The organism is Mesonia mobilis DSM 19841, assembly GCF_000423405.1.
Classification (GTDB): Bacteria; Bacteroidota; Bacteroidia; order Flavobacteriales; family Flavobacteriaceae; genus Mesonia; species Mesonia mobilis.
Window position 1 is genome coordinate 179,586 of sequence record NZ_AUHX01000008.1, and the last position, 16,001, is coordinate 195,586.

General features: G+C 33.5%; 15 protein-coding genes and 1 tRNA gene. 6 read left to right on the forward strand and 10 right to left on the reverse strand.

Annotated features, from left to right (window positions below; translation table 11 throughout):
- The first annotated feature begins 165 nt into the window (after window positions 1-165).
- A complete protein-coding gene (gltX, locus tag G551_RS0108915) occupies window positions 166-1,689 on the forward strand; it encodes a glutamate--tRNA ligase (RefSeq protein ID WP_027885253.1) in 1,524 nt (507 codons plus the stop codon).
- Window positions 1,690-1,841: 152 nt separating this feature from the next.
- The gene (locus G551_RS0108920; RefSeq protein WP_027885254.1) at window positions 1,842-2,843 is read left to right on the forward strand and encodes an SPFH domain-containing protein; all 1,002 of its coding nucleotides are present in this window, start codon (window positions 1,842-1,844) and stop codon (window positions 2,841-2,843) included.
- Between the two features lie 70 nt (window positions 2,844-2,913).
- Here G551_RS0108920 and G551_RS0108925 read toward each other — a convergent pair whose 3' ends face one another.
- From G551_RS0108925 to G551_RS0108945, 5 genes are all read right to left on the reverse strand, one after another.
- Window positions 2,914-5,745: a M16 family metallopeptidase gene (locus tag G551_RS0108925; RefSeq protein WP_027885255.1), complete on the reverse strand. Its 2,832-nt coding sequence runs from the start codon at window positions 5,743-5,745 to the stop codon at window positions 2,914-2,916.
- Between the two features lie 120 nt (window positions 5,746-5,865).
- A complete protein-coding gene (locus G551_RS0108930; RefSeq protein ID WP_027885256.1) occupies window positions 5,866-6,096 on the reverse strand; it encodes a DUF6327 family protein in 231 nt (76 codons plus the stop codon).
- Complete coding sequence (locus G551_RS15625) at window positions 6,093-6,497, reverse strand: phage holin family protein (protein WP_051191343.1); 405 nt, start codon at window positions 6,495-6,497, stop codon at window positions 6,093-6,095. Before G551_RS15625 ends, G551_RS0108930 begins: the two co-directional genes overlap by 4 nt.
- A gap of 3 nt (window positions 6,498-6,500) precedes the next feature.
- Window positions 6,501-6,878 carry a YtxH domain-containing protein gene (locus tag G551_RS0108940; protein WP_027885257.1) on the reverse strand — a complete coding sequence of 126 codons (378 nt, stop codon included), beginning with the start codon at window positions 6,876-6,878 and terminating at the stop codon, window positions 6,501-6,503.
- Between the two features lie 195 nt (window positions 6,879-7,073).
- The gene (locus G551_RS0108945) at window positions 7,074-8,750 is read right to left on the reverse strand and encodes a glutamine--tRNA ligase/YqeY domain fusion protein (protein ID WP_027885258.1); all 1,677 of its coding nucleotides are present in this window, start codon (window positions 8,748-8,750) and stop codon (window positions 7,074-7,076) included.
- Window positions 8,751-8,843: 93 nt separating this feature from the next.
- Here G551_RS0108945 and G551_RS0108950 point away from each other — a divergent pair, with 93 nt between their 5' ends.
- The 3 genes from G551_RS0108950 to G551_RS0108960 all read left to right on the forward strand — a co-directional run bounded on the left by G551_RS0108950 (window position 8,844) and on the right by G551_RS0108960 (window position 10,083).
- A complete protein-coding gene (locus G551_RS0108950; RefSeq protein ID WP_027885259.1) occupies window positions 8,844-9,560 on the forward strand; it encodes a ZIP family metal transporter in 717 nt (238 codons plus the stop codon).
- Between the two features lie 44 nt (window positions 9,561-9,604).
- Window positions 9,605-9,961: a dihydroneopterin aldolase gene (gene folB, locus G551_RS0108955; protein WP_027885260.1), complete on the forward strand. Its 357-nt coding sequence runs from the start codon at window positions 9,605-9,607 to the stop codon at window positions 9,959-9,961.
- 51 nt (window positions 9,962-10,012) lie between these two features.
- Window positions 10,013-10,083 (forward strand) — tRNA-Cys (locus tag G551_RS0108960).
- Window positions 10,084-10,118: 35 nt separating this feature from the next.
- On the opposite strand, the gene G551_RS0108965 is transcribed toward G551_RS0108960, so the two are convergent.
- The 5 genes from G551_RS0108965 to rnr all read right to left on the reverse strand — a co-directional run bounded on the left by G551_RS0108965 (window position 10,119) and on the right by rnr (window position 15,174).
- A complete protein-coding gene (locus tag G551_RS0108965) occupies window positions 10,119-10,820 on the reverse strand; it encodes a LysE family translocator (protein ID WP_027885261.1) in 702 nt (233 codons plus the stop codon).
- Window positions 10,821-10,874: 54 nt separating this feature from the next.
- Complete coding sequence (locus tag G551_RS0108970; RefSeq protein ID WP_027885262.1) at window positions 10,875-11,549, reverse strand: head GIN domain-containing protein; 675 nt, start codon at window positions 11,547-11,549, stop codon at window positions 10,875-10,877.
- 148 nt (window positions 11,550-11,697) lie between these two features.
- A complete protein-coding gene (locus G551_RS0108975) occupies window positions 11,698-12,096 on the reverse strand; it encodes a hypothetical protein (RefSeq protein ID WP_156876773.1) in 399 nt (132 codons plus the stop codon).
- A 239-nt stretch (window positions 12,097-12,335) separates the two neighbouring features.
- Window positions 12,336-12,566 (reverse strand): hypothetical protein, encoded by a 231-nt coding sequence (locus G551_RS0108980; protein WP_027885264.1) that lies wholly within the window; start codon window positions 12,564-12,566, stop codon window positions 12,336-12,338.
- Window positions 12,567-12,963: 397 nt separating this feature from the next.
- Window positions 12,964-15,174 (reverse strand): ribonuclease R, encoded by a 2,211-nt coding sequence (gene rnr, locus G551_RS0108985; RefSeq protein WP_027885265.1) that lies wholly within the window; start codon window positions 15,172-15,174, stop codon window positions 12,964-12,966.
- A 373-nt stretch (window positions 15,175-15,547) separates the two neighbouring features.
- On the opposite strand from rnr, the gene G551_RS0108990 reads away from it, so the two are divergent.
- A complete protein-coding gene (locus G551_RS0108990) occupies window positions 15,548-15,817 on the forward strand; it encodes a putative signal transducing protein (RefSeq protein WP_027885266.1) in 270 nt (89 codons plus the stop codon).
- The last annotated feature ends 184 nt before the right edge of the window (window positions 15,818-16,001 follow it).

Genomic DNA, 16,001 nt, shown 5'->3' on the forward strand with positions numbered 1-16,001 from the left:
TTGCTGAATCGTTAACTTCTAAAACTACAATAAAAATTTAAGCTATCTAAATGGCTTAAGTAGTTTAACATCAAGACCTCAACAAATTTCTTACCAATTTTATCTTCTCGTTTTGGTTGAATATTCGACAGATAAGATTGTATCTTTGTCAAAAAACAGAAGAAAATGTCTCAGAAAGTACGTGTGCGTTTTGCACCAAGCCCAACCGGACCTTTACATATTGGCGGAGTAAGAACCGCATTATTCAATTATCTTTTTGCAAAAAAACACGAAGGTGATTTTGTATTACGTATAGAAGATACCGATCAAACTCGTTATGTAGAAGGCGCCGAAGATTATATTGTTGAAGCTTTAAACTGGTTAAATATTCCTTACGATGAAGGCCCGGGAAAAGAAGGTGATGCAGGCCCATACCGCCAAAGTGAACGCAAAGGCTTGTACCGAGAATATGCCGATAAATTATTAGCGAGTGGAAATGCTTATTATGCGTTTGATACTGCGGAAGAATTAGCTGAAAAAAGAGCCGAACACGAAGCGCAAAAAGAAACCTTTATCTATAATTGGCACAATCGTGAAGAGTTAAACAACTCATTAGCGCTTTCTGAGGAAGAAACCAAGCAAAAAATTGAAAGTGGCGAGCCTTATGTGATCAGATTTAAAGCTCCAGAAAATGAAGAGCTTGATTTACAGGACGAAATTCGTGGCGATATACAAGTAAACACTAAAGTACTTGACGATAAAGTTTTATTTAAAAGTGACGGAATGCCTACCTATCACTTAGCGAATATTGTGGATGATCATTTGATGAAAATCACCCACGTAATTCGTGGGGAAGAATGGTTACCCTCTTTAGCTTTACACGTTTTGTTATATCGTGCTTTTGGTTGGGAAGCTCCTAAATTTGCGCATTTACCGTTAATTTTAAAACCTACCGGAAAAGGAAAATTAAGTAAACGTGATGGCGATAAAATGGGATTCCCGGTATTCCCTCTAGAGTGGAAAGATCCTAAAACCAGAGATATCGCTTCCGGTTACCGTGAAGATGGTTATTTGCCACAAACCGTTCTAAATATGTTAGTTTTCTTAGGTTGGAACGAAGGTGAAGGTTCAGAAAAAGAAATTTATACACTTGAAGAATTAACCCAAGCTTTTAGTTTAGCGCACGTTTCTAAAGGCGGTTCTAAATTTGATCCTGAAAAAACAAAATGGTTTCAGCATCATTATTTACAAGAACAAGATAATGTAGTTTTAGCGGAGCAATTTTTACCAATTTTAAAAGAAAAAAATATTGATCCTGCCCTAACCTATGTCGAAGAAATTGTAAAAACCATTAAAGAACGTGCAACGTTTGTAAGTGATTTCTGGGAACTTTCTTCTTTTTATTTTGAAGCTCCTACAGATTTTGATGCGAAAGCTGCCAAAAAAGCTTGGAAAGAAGGAACTGCTGAAATTATGCAAAACGTAAAAAATATAATTGCTGAAGTAGAAGATTACAACCAAGAAAATCTTCAGGAAAACGTAAAAGGATGGATCACCAATGAAGGAATTGGCTTCGGGAAAGTAATGCAACCACTCCGTTTATCACTAGTTGGAGAAATGAAAGGTCCCGATCTATTTCATATTATGACTTCAATTGGAAAAGAAGAAACCCTAAAACGTATCGATTTTGCTATTGAAAAATTAGGATAGATATACGATGAGATGCTGAAATAAATTCAGCATAAAAAAATATAACAGTTCATAAAAAGCAGTTTGAGATCTCAAGCTGCTTTTTTTGTTAACGAAATCTAAAAACTAACGGTTAATCATGTATATTTAGAGCATTAATCAATTAAAATGTTATGGGAGTATTCTTTACAGGATTTATTATTTTCTTAGGATTAATCATCCTAATCACCGGTATATTTACCGTAAAACAACAAACTGCAGCAGTAGTTGAGCGCTTTGGAAAATTCAACAGTATTCGAAATTCCGGACTTCAATTTAAAATTCCGGTGTTCGATAAAATTGCAGGAAGGTTAAATTTAAAAATTCAGCAATTAGATGTGATCGTTGAAACTAAAACGAAAGATGATGTATTTGTTCGTTTAAAGATTTCGGTTCAATTTCAAGTGATTAAAATGAAGGTTTACGATGCTTTTTATAAGCTTGAAAATCCGCACGATCAGATAACTTCTTATGTTTTTGATGTAGTTCGTGCAGAAGTGCCTAAAATGAAGTTAGACGACGTTTTTGAGCGTAAAGACGATATTGCTAATGCAGTAAAACTAGAATTGAATGATGCGATGGTCGATTATGGTTACGATATTATTAAAACCTTAGTGACCGATATTGATCCTGATGTACAAGTAAAAGCAGCGATGAACCGTATTAACGCTTCTGAACGTGAAAAAGTTGCTGCCGAATATGAAGCGGAAGCAGAACGTATTAAAATTGTGGCAAAAGCGAGAGCCGAAGCAGAAAGTAAACGTTTACAAGGTCAAGGTATTGCCGATCAACGTCGAGAAATTGCTCGTGGTTTAGAAGAATCTGTAGATGTTTTGAATAATGTTGGGATTAACTCACAAGAAGCTTCAGCATTAATTGTGGTTACCCAGCATTACGATACGTTACAATCTTTAGGAGAAGAAACCGATACCAACTTAATTTTATTGCCAAATTCGCCACAAGCGGGAAGTGATATGCTGAATAATATGATCGCTTCTTTTGTAGCTTCTAACCAAATTGGTGAGAAAATGAAAGAGCAAAACAAGGTAAAAGGAATTGCTTCAACTGCTAAAAAAGCGAAACCAAAGAGACAAAATCCACCAATGGATGACGATGAATATAGAAGTGAAGAGTAAAATTTTTATTGAATTCAAATAAAAAACCCGCTAAGATCTAGCGGGTTTTTTTTGTATTGAAATTGATAAATTATTCAGCTTCTTCCGGATTATGGATCGCTAAAATATAACCATCGGTTAGGTATTTTTTAGCTACTTTCTGTAGGTAAGAAGTATCCATCTTTTCTACATTCTTTTCATAATCGAATACTTTAGTAGCATCTTCATTCTGATAATCGGCATCCTTTAAGAGTGATAACCAAAATCTGTTCTCTTTTAAAGATTCTTTATGTTCTAATAATTGCGTTTCTTTTACTTTCTGAAGGTCTTTTTCTGTAGGACCTTCTGCAACTAATTTTTCAACTTCTTTAATTGCCGCATTTTTAAGTTTATCTACGTTTTCTGGTCCGCACGGGAAGCTAATGGTAAAATTATACCAACCGTAAGGAGTTTTACTAATGTTACCTCTTGCACCAACACCATAAACACCACCTTCTTCTTCACGCAGTTTTTCAACTAGCTTAATGGTTAAAATTTCACCTAAGGTTTTTAAAGCGTAAGCATCTTTTTTATTGTATTTGGCTCCACCTTGATAAGTAATTCTTACTGAACTTTTAGGGTCTTTACCTTTTTCTACAATCTTTTCGTGAGATCCAGATTTAGGTCTAAAGTCTGGAACTTCATAAGATTCATCTGAATTTTTAGAAGGTAAACTTGCTAAATAAGTTGCTGCATAATCTTTAAGCTTTGCTTCATCTATGTTACCTACAAAATAGAAATGGAAATCGCCTGCATCTGCAAAACGTTCTTGATATTTTTTGTAGGCTAAATCGTAATCTGCAGCATCCATTTTCTCTGGAGTTGGGAATCCTGTATAACGAGGACTATCACCATAGATAAACTCTCCTAACTCTTTTTGAAAATAAAATTGAGGACTTGCCAACAAATTTCCTAAAAATGCTTTTTGCTTATTAACATAAGAATCAAAAGCTTCTTCATCCTTATTTAATTCGGTAAAATATAAATGCGTTAACTGAAATAATTCTTCTAAGTTTTTAGGTGCTGCATTCCCTCTAAATCCTTCGCTATACGTTGAAATGTAAGGATTAACCGAAACAATTTTACCAGACATCATTTTACTTAAATCTGTTTTGCTAAAATCGTTTACACCTGCTTCTGTTAAACCACCATTTGCAAAGGTGGTAGCTTTATAATCTTCAATAGAATATAAAGATGTACCTCCGTAACTAAATGCTTCAAATAAAACCTCATCATTTTTAAAATCGGTTTTCTTGTAAGTTACCGTTGCACCGTTGCTTAAGGTTAGTGTTGTAGTACCTAATTCTTTATTGGTTTCAGTTTTAGTGATACTTCCTTTTTTAGGAGTTTTTGCCATTAGCGATTCGGCAACTTCAGTTTCTTCGTAAGGCTCTAATTCTTTGTTTTCAATTTCTTTAAATAAAGCTCTTACTTGTTCTTCTGTAGGTTGCTCTACTCCATCTTTCTCTGGACCGGTAAGTACTACTACTCTATTTTCATCTTTAATATAACCTGAAATTAAGCTATTGATCTCTTTTAAATTAATCGTAGGTAATTGTTCTTGATGAAATTTATACTCCCAATCGATACCCGGCATTGGTTCGTTTTCAAGAAAGTTTCTAATATATTCTCCAACAACACGTGAAGATTCGTTTTTACCTTTATTCTTGAAAGATTGTTCTAATCTTGCTAAAATGTCTTTTTTAGCGCGTTCTAGCTCACTTTGAGTGAAACCGTGTTGTTTTACTCTTTCGTTCTCTTCTAATAAAGCACGTAAAGCGGTAAGCTGCTTACTGGCGTCACACATGGCAAAAGATTGGTAAGCTTCTTTTGTTCTAGACCAAGTACCACCGTGATAACTGTAACCGTAAACGAATGGCGGATTATTGCTATTTCTCAATTCATCAAAACGATTATTGATCATTTGCGCAAATAGTGACTCTACCATCGAATTTCTATAGTCTTCTAAAGTTTCTTCTGCTTCAACATTACCTTTGTCTTTAAATAAAACTTGTACGTTGGCAAAAGTTGCTTCTTCATCAGACTCGATCGCAATTAAAGTTTCTTCGTGATTAGGGAGCTCGAAAGATTCTCTTTTTCTTTCGTCTTTCGGGTTTTTAATGTGAGCGAAATGATCTTTTATTTTTTGTTCTAAAACTTCTACATCTACATCTCCTACTGCCATTACAGACATTAGATCTGGACGATACCAGTCGTTGTAAAAACTACGAATGCTTTCGTAATCAAAAGTTTCAAGGTTTTCTTTTGTACCAATAGGAAGTCGATCTGCGTATTTTGAACCGTGTAAGATCTTCGGTAAATATTCTTGACGCATGCGCTGCTCGGCACCTTGGCCTAAACGGTATTCTTCTAAAACCACACCACGCTCTTCGTCGATATCTTTATCTTCTAGTAATGCGTTGTGCGCCCAATCTTCAATAATCTGAAATCCTTTTTCAAGTTTTTCTGGATCGTCACTCGGGATAGGAAGAATGTAAACCGTCTCATCGAAACTGGTATATGCGTTTAAATGCGCCCCAAATTTTACTCCAATACTTTGTAAGTAATCTACTAGTTCGTTCTTTTTGAAGTTTTTGGTACCATTAAAATTCATATGCTCCATAAAGTGAGCTAAACCTCTTTGGTCTTCATCTTCTAAAATTGAACCTGCATTTACCACAAGTCTTAATTCTACTTTGTCTTCGGGTTTACCGTTGTTTTTAATGTAGTAAGTTAGTCCGTTTTCTAAAACTCCTTTTTTTACTTCTGGATTAAAAGGAATTTCTTCCGAAAGATCTTGATTGCTTTGCGCTTTTGTTTGCTGAAAGGGCGTAAATGCAAGAAAAGCTCCTACAAAAAGCGCAGTAAGGTTTGAATATTTCATTTGAATAAGTTAATGTTAGAACTTAAAAATATAAATTATATAACAAAACGTATAGTTTATAAACACAAAAAAGCTCACTTTAACAGTGAGCTTTTTTGAAATTCTTCTTCTTAGCAATTTTTATTTATTCACAATCTTAGCTTTTTGAATACCGATAAGCTTAGAAACGGCTTTTAATATAAAAGCTCGTTTAGCAATTTTTGTAGCAATACCAGTAGCTACACTAATGGGTGATAAATCTTCTTTAATATTATTTACAGAAAGTTTTATGCGCTCTTTATCGATATGATTTTGTAGCTTTAAAACTTTAAGATCGTTGTTTATTTCTTCGTATGATTCGTAAATTTTCATTGGCTGTCAACTTCTGTTTGTAAAGGTTCATCTAAAACTTCATCGATCGTACTTTCATTAAAGAACATTTTCGAAAATTTAGTAAGTATAAATGAGTCGAAAACATTTCTTCCGAAGAGAAGGAACAGAATGAATACTACTAGATAAAAACCAGCTACTATAAAAAATCCTGCAGCATAACTATCTAAAGCATCACCAATTAAAAATGCTGCCCCAAAAGATAAAAAGCCGAGAAATATTAAAAATATGCTTCCGGCCACAAGCATAGTGACCAACATAGACGAACTCTCCGTAAGCTTTTTAAAAGCGAACAACTTGTAATACTCCATCGTACTTTCGATATACGCTTGGGTATTTTTATAAAGCTCGTCTATGTGGTTGGTTACTTTATTTAAAGGCATAGACTACGCTGTTGCGTTTTTAACATTGGTCTTTACTTCTTCTTTTTTAACTTCTTTTTGAAATTTTGCGTTTTTCTCTCTTAAGGCTTCTAATTTTTCTTCCATTGCAGAAAGAATATCGTCTGCTTTATAGCTTGCTGAAGAAAGTGTTTCTTCTAATTTAGATTCGAAATTAAGTTTTGCGCTCTTAGCAGATTCAGATAAGTTAGAAGAGGTTTCTTTAACTTGCTCATCTAATCTCTTCTTCGCTTTTTTAGCTTCTTTATTAAGTTTCTTACGTGTATTTTCTCCTTTATCTGGAGCGTAAAGTAAACCTACTCCTGCACCAATTGCAGCACCGGTTAGTAAAGCTAAGATGGTTGTTCCTGTATTATTTGCCATAATTCTTGTTTTTAAAGGTTAATGATTAGTTCCTTCAAATTTAACATTTATCGGTCTTGCTTGTTGTTAATAACCGGTTAATATCCTGAAATTCAATGCTAAAATTATCTTAATGAAATCTGAATTATTTCCACATAAAAAAAGCGCATTCATCTTAATTATTGAATGCGCTTTGATCAGCTAAATTGAAAAAACTTATTTTTTCTTAGCCCAAGAATCTCTTAGCGTTACGGTTCTGTTGAAGACTAATTTTTCTGAAGTACTACTTTGATCTACACAGAAATAACCGATTCGTTGAAACTGAAATTGTTCTAATTCCTTTGCCTCTTTTAAACTTGGTTCTACATAACCGGTAATGACTTCTAACGAATTAGGATTTACAAATTCTAAGTAATCTTTTTCTTTATCTGCATCTGGAGCTTCCACTGTAAATAAACGATCGTATAAACGTACTTCTGCGGCAACCGCATGTTTAATAGAAACCCAATGTAAGGTTCCTTTTACTTTACGTTTAGACTCTTCTGTACCACTACCGCTTTTACTTAACGGATCGTAGGTACAATGTATTTCGGTGATATTTCCTTCTTCATCTTTAACTACATCTTCTCCTTTGATGATGTAAGCATTCTTTAAACGTACTTCTTTTCCTAAAGTTAATCTGAAAAATTTACGGTTCGCACTTTCTTTAAAGTCTTCTCTTTCAATATATAATTCTTTTGAAAAAGGTACTTGTCTGCTTCCTGCATTTTCATCTTCAGGATTGTTTTCTGCCTCTAGCCATTCTTCTTCTTTCTCGTAATTGGTAATGACTAATTTTACCGGATCTAAAACACCCATTACTCGTGGTGCAGTTTTATTTAAATCTTCTCGAGCGCAGAATTCTAAATGAGAAAGATCGATGATATTTTCACGCTTTCCTACTCCAATCGATTCAGCAAATTTTCTAATAGAATTTGGTGTGTAACCTCTTCTTCGTAAACCTGAAATAGTAGGCATTCGCGGATCATCCCAAGATTCTACCAATCCTTTTTCTACCAATTGCGCTAATTTACGTTTACTAACTATCGTATGACTTAAATTACGACGTGCGAACTCTCGCTGTTTAGGTTGAAATTCTTCCGGTTTGCTTACTTTATTTACAAACCAATTATATAATTCTCTATGCGGAAGAAATTCTAAGGTACAAAATGAATGAGAGATCGATTCGATAAAATCACTTTCTCCGTGTGCCCAATCGTACATCGGGTAAATTTTCCACTTGTCATTAGTTCTGTGATGCGCTTTATGTACACAACGATACATAATTGGATCGCGCATTAACATATTAGAAGAAGTCATATCGATCTTAGCACGAAGTACATGCGCTCCTTCCGGAGTATCGCCGTTCTTCATCGCTTCAAAAAGTTCTAGGTTTTCTTCTACAGAACGCTCACGATACGGACTTTCTTTACCAGGTTCGGTTGGTGTTCCTTTTTGGTTGGCAATCGCTTCAGAAGTTTGGCTGTCTACATAAGCATCGCCATTTTTAATCATCTCTACTGCCCAATCATACAATTGCTGAAAGTAGTCTGATGCGTAACACTCTTTTGCCCATTTAAATCCTAACCATTCTACATCACGCTTGATCGAATCGACAAATTCTTTTTCTTCTTTAATAGGATTGGTATCATCAAAACGAAGATTTACCGGCGCATTGTAGCGTAAACCTAAACCAAAATTTAAGTTGATCGACGAGGCGTGACCAATATGTAAATAGCCATTAGGTTCTGGCGGAAATCTAAATTTTAGATCTTCCTTTTGATAACCTCCCGTCGCTAGATCGTCTTCTATAATTTGTTCTATAAAATTGAGTGACTTCTTTTCTTCTGCCATAATTTTTTCTTGTAAAGCCGCAAAGTTATCAAAAATTAAAATGTAGTGAATAACTTCAAAAGGTTTTATAATTTTATAATCTAAAACTAAATGATGACTGAACTTCAAAAAATAATTCTGTATTCAGGTTTATCGGGAATTACTGTGTTTATTGGCGGAATAATTGCTCAACTCGTTGAAAAAAAATCTTCATCAACTAGTTTATTGATGAAAGAAATTAACCACGGTATTTCTGCTTTTGGTGGCGGTATTATTGTTTCTGCGTTAGCTTTAGTCTTGATCCCAAAAGGCATTGAAAAATTAGCTGTTTTCCCCGTTGTTCTTTGGTTTAGTTTAGGTTCTATTTGCTTTTTTATGCTCGATCGATTAATTGCCAAAAAAGGAGGAAAAATTGCTCAACTTTTAGCGATGTTGATGGATTTTATTCCCGAAGCCATTGCGCTGGGTGCTGTTTTTGCTACCGATAACAAAACAGGAATTTTACTGGCTGTTTTCATTGGTTTACAGAATTTACCTGAAAGTTTCAATTCCTATAAAGATTTACGATCCACGGGTTTTTCAGCTAAAAAAACTCTTACGCTTTTATTCATTTTAAGTTTTAGCGGAATTGTAGGTTCGTTAATTGGCTATAATTTTTTACAAGATCAACCAGAAATTACTTCAGCTTTAATGTTATTTGCCAGTGGTGGTATTTTATATTTAATTTTTGAAGATATCGCACCGCAAGCCAAACTTAATCATACTTGGGTACCTGCTTTAGGAGCTAATTTAGGATTTTTAGTAGGCATTATTGGGCATTTGTTAATTTAAGCAAATTCAAAATTTAGATAGTATATTCGTAAAAAAATAATATTGTGGGAATTATAAAGCTGAATAATATACGTGTGTACACCAATCACGGTTGTCTAACTGAAGAAGGAAAAATAGGAAGTGATTACCGCGTAGATCTAGAAATTCACGCCTCTTTGGAAGCTTCATCTATTTCAGATGAATTAAAAGATACCGTTGATTACGTGCATCTTAACCGAATTGTAAAAGAAGAAATGGCTATACGCGCTAAACTTTTAGAGCACGTTGCCAAACGTATTATCGATCGCATCTTTGAGGAGTTAGAAATGGTTGAACAAGCTGAAGTGGCCGTTTCTAAAATAAATCCGCCATTGGGAGGCGATGTAGAAAATGTAACGATTGTATTATCAAAAGCAAGATAAATGTTTGCTTTTAGCTAAAAATTATTACATTTGCAGTCCTTAATTATAAAGGGTGCCGTGGCCGAGTGGCTAGGCAGTGGTCTGCAAAACCATGTACAGCGGTTCGAATCCGCTCGGCACCTCAACAAAAAAGCCTTTCCAAATGGAAAGGCTTTTTTTATGATTCGTCGTTATCACTCTTCGGGATCACATGCTCCACTTTACTTTCTAACTCTTCTAATTCTGAAGGGAAAATTCCTCTAGAAACCAAGACCAATCCAAAAACGATAATTACAATACTTATCCCTCGTTTTAAACGATAAATTCGGGTAGGTGTTAATTTATGATTTAAACGTTTTGCTAATAAAATTTTCAATAGATCGATGATGAAATAAGTACTGATCACCGTTGTAAAAAATACCAACAATCGATTTGGATCCATTTCTAACTGCGGACCAAAAACAATGATTAATCCTAACCAGAAACCTAGCACGCCAATATTTACAAAATTCAGTAGAAAACCTTTGAACATGAGCTGAAATAAAGCACCTTTCTTCAACTTTCGAATACCATCTTCATCATCGGGATGCGGAATCGCTTTCTTTTCTTTTACAAAGGTTATTACGCCATAAGTTGCCATTACACAACCACCAAATATAAAAAGTGCAGGATCGTCTTTTATGCTATTTAGAAGTTTGCTAGTCCCTAAATAAGCGATCGATAAGAAGAAAATATCGGCTAAAATTACACCGATATCAAAAAAAACAGCCGCCTTAAAACCTTTAATAGCAGCAGTTTCTAGCAAAACAAAAAATACAGGACCCAGTAAAAAGGCCAAAAAGAAGCCTAACGGAATTCCGGCAAAAATGTCTTGTAGCATAAATAGGGTGTTCTAATCTTGATTACACAAAGGTAAGCAATAGATCATTGAAATTTACCTTAGGTTAATATTTCCGCCTAAAGTCACTTTTTGATCTACTTTTTCAGGATCGCCATAAATATTAATATTACCACCGGCTTGTACTTTAGCTTTACAATACGCTGAAGTTTTTATCTCAGCATTTCCGCCTGCTTGCACTTTTACCTCGGTAGTTTTAGTTTCTAGATCTTCGCCATCGTATTGGCCGCCGGTTTTAACTTCTATAATTTGCTCTTTTGCATTGCCACGCGTTTGCACGTAACCACCGGTTACACTTTTAACTTCTAATTTTTCAACATTTAAATAGCCGGCAATAATTTGCGCTCCTTCTTGTGAGTTTAACGTAAGTAAAGGCTGTTCTACATGTTCTGCGATTTCTACGTAAGCGCCTTCGTTAGCATCGACAACCTCTGCAGTTTTATAATATACTTTGATCTTGGTATCGGTCTCGCTCCAGATATTCCCTAAGCCTAACCTAATTTTTAAGGTATTGCCTTTTACTTTCGCTTCAATTTCGTCTTTATCGAAACCGGTTGCTACAATTTTATTTTCTGTGGAAGGAATTAAAGTCGCCTGAATTTTACTGTAAATCTTGATTTCTGAAAATTCTTCGTTAATCGCTATTTCTGTTTCTTGTGCAAATACAGAAGCGCTTAAACTTAGCAAGAACAAAAACAATAACTTTTTCATAAGGTGTTGAATTGACTATTTTCTATTACAAAAATACAATCTTAATGATGGTTTTGTTCTAAAAACGTGTTAATGCAAATTTTTTAAACGAAAAAAGGAACTGAATTGAAACAGTTCCTTTTTGATTATCAATAGACTTATTATTAAATCAATTATTAAAAATAGACCTATGCTTTTTAAGTAATAAAAACATATTTAATAAACTAGTTCCTGTAAAAGCTATTAATGCAACAATTGTAATTGAAGAGTCTACTTTACTATTAAATAACAAATAAAAAATTAGTATTATACTTAATAAATAGCCTATTAATGGTATTATTTTTTTACTAAAAATTAATGCTATTGAAATAACGTAGAAAAAAAATATTAAAAAATCGATTGAAAATAAATATTCTTGTTTAAGTATTGAAAGATCAATTACCGGATAATAAATAAAAGTAAACATCATACCTCCTAAAGGTAAAATTATACCTTTACCAGCAGGAATAGGAAATAATAATAAAATAAGTATTGTCGATATTTTTAAATAAAATATTAAGTTTTTCATGTCACATAATTTACTCAGCACTATTAGAATGGGTAGTGAAAACATCGCTATTTCTAATTGGATTACTGTTTCTTAAAAATTTTATTTCTCACTGTTCTTCTCTAATTCTTTAATTTTCAATTTTAGGTATTTGGTCAACAGAAAATAAAATCTAATAAACATTATTAGGACCAATATGATAAGAATTGGTCCTAAGATTCCCCATACATCGGTAAAAAGCTGTTTCATAATACAATATTTTATTTACAGATCATATAATCACATAAATCTTCAGAAGATTTAAAATAATGAATTTGTTTTATTTCACTTAAATTTTCACTTACCGTAAAAAGATTTTTAGAACTTCTGTATTGATTGATCTCAATGATGAAATTGATAATTAAGTCTTTTTCGATTTTGGAAATATTTTCAATATTAAATTCTGAAATACCCAAAACATAAAATCGGTAACATCCTGCTTGGATTTTCATTAAAGATTTTTGGTATTTTTTTAATTACCTTAGAAAAAATAGTATCATTTAAAATAAATACTTGAAAATTTCTTCTACTGAAACTACTTTTCACATAATGATAAGTTGAATACTTCTTATTTTCATATTTATTAGAATACTCTATTTCTTCACAATTTATAATTTGAGAGCTACAAAATAAACCGGTAAAAAGAAATAAAATTAAAATTTAATACCTCATCTAAAAAACTAATTATTAAATATTTACAATAAATACATTTTAACTAAAAGAGATAAGATAAAACAGACTAATGCGTTAGGGATTGAGGCTTTGTTGGAGCTCTTTTAGATAATTAGTGTTAATAAAACTAATTATCTAAAAAGCGACTGCCGAAAGCCCGACCCAAAGGGTAACGCCCTAAACCTCTACTTCTTCTCTTGCACCAATCAGGTTAAAATCTAAATGACGTTTTACGAGATCGGCGTTTTTTACCGTGACGTAAACTTCATCTCCTAATTGATAAACTTTCTTGGAGTTTCGACCTACGATTGCAAAATTCTCTTGATCGAACTCAAAATGATCTTCTTTTATATCTCGTAAACGCACCATTCCTTCACATTTATTTTGCTCGATCTCTACGTAAATTCCCCATTCGGTCACGCCGGAAATTACACCCAAAAATTGTTCGTTTTGGTGATCTTGCATAAACTTCACTTGCATATACTTGATCGAATCACGTTCTGCATTGGTCGCAAACATTTCCATATCGCTACAATGGTTACAACGCTGTTCGTAATCTTCTTCGTTGGCAGAATTTTTTCCGTCTAAATAGCGCTGCAATAAACGGTGCGCCATCACATCGGGATAACGACGAATAGGTGAAGTGAAATGCGAATAATAATCGAAAGCCAACCCGTAATGACCAATATTTTGCGTACTGTAATAGGCTTTGCTCATCGTACGAATGGTTAAGGTATCGACCATGTTTTGTTCTTTCTTCCCTTGAACATCTTTTAAAAGTCCGTTTAAAGACTTGCTTACGGCTTTTCGATCTTTTAGGTTAAGCTTATACCCAAATTTACCGACAACGTTCTCTAGCGCTGCTAATTTTTCGTCGTTCGGTTCGTCGTGGCAACGATACACAAAGGTTTTTTGTGGTTCTTGTTTTCCTATAAATTCTGAAACTTTTTTATTGGCTAACAACATAAACTCTTCGATAAGTTTATTTGCATCTTGTGAAGTTTTAAAATACACACCGATCGGTTCGTTATCTTCATCTAAATTAAATTTTACTTCAACCTTATCAAAAGAAATTGCTCCGCTAGCCATCCGTTTGGTTCGCATTTTTTTAGCTAATCGATCTAAAGTTAGTACTGCATCTACAATCTCTGGCGTAGTTTCGTAAAGCTTACCGGTAAGGGATATTTTATTTGGGATCTCGCCTCTTTTGGTTTCGATAATATGTTGAGCTTCTTCGTAAGCAAAACGGGCATCGCTATAAGTTACCGTTCTTCCGAACCAGTTATTCACTACTTCAGCTTTTTTGTTAATTTCAAAAACTGCAGAAAAGGTATATTTTTCTTCGTGTGGTCGTAACGAACAAGCGTTGTTTGATAAAACTTCCGGAAGCATCGGCACGACACGATCTACTAAATAAATAGAAGTACCACGTTCGTAAGCTTCTTCATCTAAAATAGTACCGGGTTGCAGGTAATGCGAAACATCGGCAATATGAATACCAATTTCGTAATTACCGTTTTCTAAAATTTTAAAACTCAGCGCATCATCAAAATCTTTCGCATCTTTTGGATCGATCGTGAACGTAAGCGTATCTCGCATATCGCGACGCTTTTTAATTTCTTTTTCTTGAATAGAAGTATCTAATTTATTCGCAAATTCTTCCACTTCTTTTGGGAAATCTGTGGGTAAACCATTCGATGCTAAAATCGATTGCATCTCGGTTTCGTGTTCACCCGCTTCACCTAAAACTTCTAAAATCTTACCGGTTGGCGAATCTTTTTTCTCGGGCCAACCTTCCATTTTTACTAAAACTACGAGTCCGTTTTTAGCGTCTTTCGTTAAGTTTTCTTTCGGAATAAAAATATCGGTATACATTTTTGGATTCTGTATTTCTACAAATCCAAAATTGTCGTTGAGGTGCAAAACACCTACGAAATTCTCTTTTTTTCGTTTTAAAATTTCAACAACTTCACCTTCGGGTTTTCTTCCTCTTCGGCTTCTATACACGTAAACTTTTACTTCATCGCCGTCTAACGCCCGATTTAAATTGTTACCGGGTACATAAATATCTTGTTCTTGATCTTCAACCACAACATAACCATCTTTTCGGGTGGTCATATCTAAGATTCCTGTAAAATAATTTACGCGTTCGTTGATCTGGAATTTACCGGATTCTACTTGTATAATTTGTTTGCCTTTAGAAAGCTTTGCTAATTCTTTAATAATTTGATTTCTGCTATTGGCATCGTTTACATCAAGTTTAGCAGCAATTTGTTTGTAATTAATGCTTTGGTTAGCATTGCTTCTGAGTATATCTAAGATTTTTTTAGAAAGACCTGGTATTTTATGAGTTCTTTTTTTCTTACTCTTACTTCTTCTTTTTGCCATTTATTCTTTTCTCAATTGTTTCTAAAAGTACGTTTAAATAATTAGAATATATTTCTTTTCGATTAAAGTTTTGTTAAGTAGCGCTTACAAAAACTTTACATACAATTTAAATTTTCTTCATCTTTAAGTGTTAATTAAAACCTAAAATTTCTTAAATTAGAGTTATAATTCGAAGCTAAAATGTACAAACAGAAGCGTTTATACTTTCTATTTATCTGTATTTTCCTATTAGGGATCGCTTCTATATTTCTAATAATCAATAGTTTACTAGAATCTACTACTTCACCTATTTTAATTTCTAGAACTTCTGCCATTCACGTTAGTCACTAGTAATTAAGCAATTAAATAGTATTTTTATTCTTACAAATTAGGTATGAGCAACTATTTATATTTAGCTACGTTTAGCAATCCCTTTCAGTATGCGATTTTAAAATCTATTTTAGAACGCGAAGCTATTCGTTTCTTTTTTCAGAACGAAACAGTTATAGGTCTACTTCCTTTTTATTCTTCACCTTCGGGAGGTATTCATCTAAAAGTTCATCCCGAAGACTTTGAGAACGCAAAGCTACTTTTCGAAGAATTTGAGAACGCAAAGCTACTTTTCGAAGAATTTAAATACAACTCTCATTTAAAAATTACCTAAGCTTAGTTGTTATTAACAGTATACATAATAAATATTCTTTTTTTAAAAATTTTAAAATCTAAATGATGATATATGATTGTCTGTGAATAGCGGTAAAATTTGTTGAAATAATATTTTGATTTATGATTATCGAACGAAATTCAACAGCTATTCACAGTGATTGTTAATTTTAAATCGCTGTAAA

Bases quoted from the DNA above. Each gene is read 5' to 3' on its own strand.
- G551_RS0108920 (WP_027885254.1), top strand. From the start codon at position 1,842: ATGGGAGTATTCTTTACAGGATTTATTATTTTCTTAGGATTAATCATC.
- G551_RS0108925 (WP_027885255.1), bottom strand. From the start codon at position 5,745: ATGAAATATTCAAACCTTACTGCGCTTTTTGTAGGAGCTTTTCTTGCA.
- G551_RS0108930 (WP_027885256.1), bottom strand. From the start codon at position 6,096: ATGAAAATTTACGAATCATACGAAGAAATAAACAACGATCTTAAAGTT.
- gltX (WP_027885253.1), top strand. From the start codon at position 166: ATGTCTCAGAAAGTACGTGTGCGTTTTGCACCAAGCCCAACCGGACCT.
- G551_RS0108945 (WP_027885258.1), bottom strand. From the start codon at position 8,750: ATGGCAGAAGAAAAGAAGTCACTCAATTTTATAGAACAAATTATAGAA.
- G551_RS0108980 (WP_027885264.1), bottom strand. From the start codon at position 12,566: ATGAAAATCCAAGCAGGATGTTACCGATTTTATGTTTTGGGTATTTCA.
- G551_RS0108965 (WP_027885261.1), bottom strand. From the start codon at position 10,820: ATGCTACAAGACATTTTTGCCGGAATTCCGTTAGGCTTCTTTTTGGCC.
- G551_RS0108950 (WP_027885259.1), top strand. From the start codon at position 8,844: ATGACTGAACTTCAAAAAATAATTCTGTATTCAGGTTTATCGGGAATT.
- G551_RS0108940 (WP_027885257.1), bottom strand. From the start codon at position 6,878: ATGGCAAATAATACAGGAACAACCATCTTAGCTTTACTAACCGGTGCT.
- G551_RS0108970 (WP_027885262.1), bottom strand. From the start codon at position 11,549: ATGAAAAAGTTATTGTTTTTGTTCTTGCTAAGTTTAAGCGCTTCTGTA.
- G551_RS15625 (WP_051191343.1), bottom strand. From the start codon at position 6,497: ATGCCTTTAAATAAAGTAACCAACCACATAGACGAGCTTTATAAAAAT.
- G551_RS0108990 (WP_027885266.1), top strand. From the start codon at position 15,548: ATGAGCAACTATTTATATTTAGCTACGTTTAGCAATCCCTTTCAGTAT.
- rnr (WP_027885265.1), bottom strand. From the start codon at position 15,174: ATGGCAAAAAGAAGAAGTAAGAGTAAGAAAAAAAGAACTCATAAAATA.
- G551_RS0108975 (WP_156876773.1), bottom strand. From the start codon at position 12,096: ATGAAAAACTTAATATTTTATTTAAAAATATCGACAATACTTATTTTA.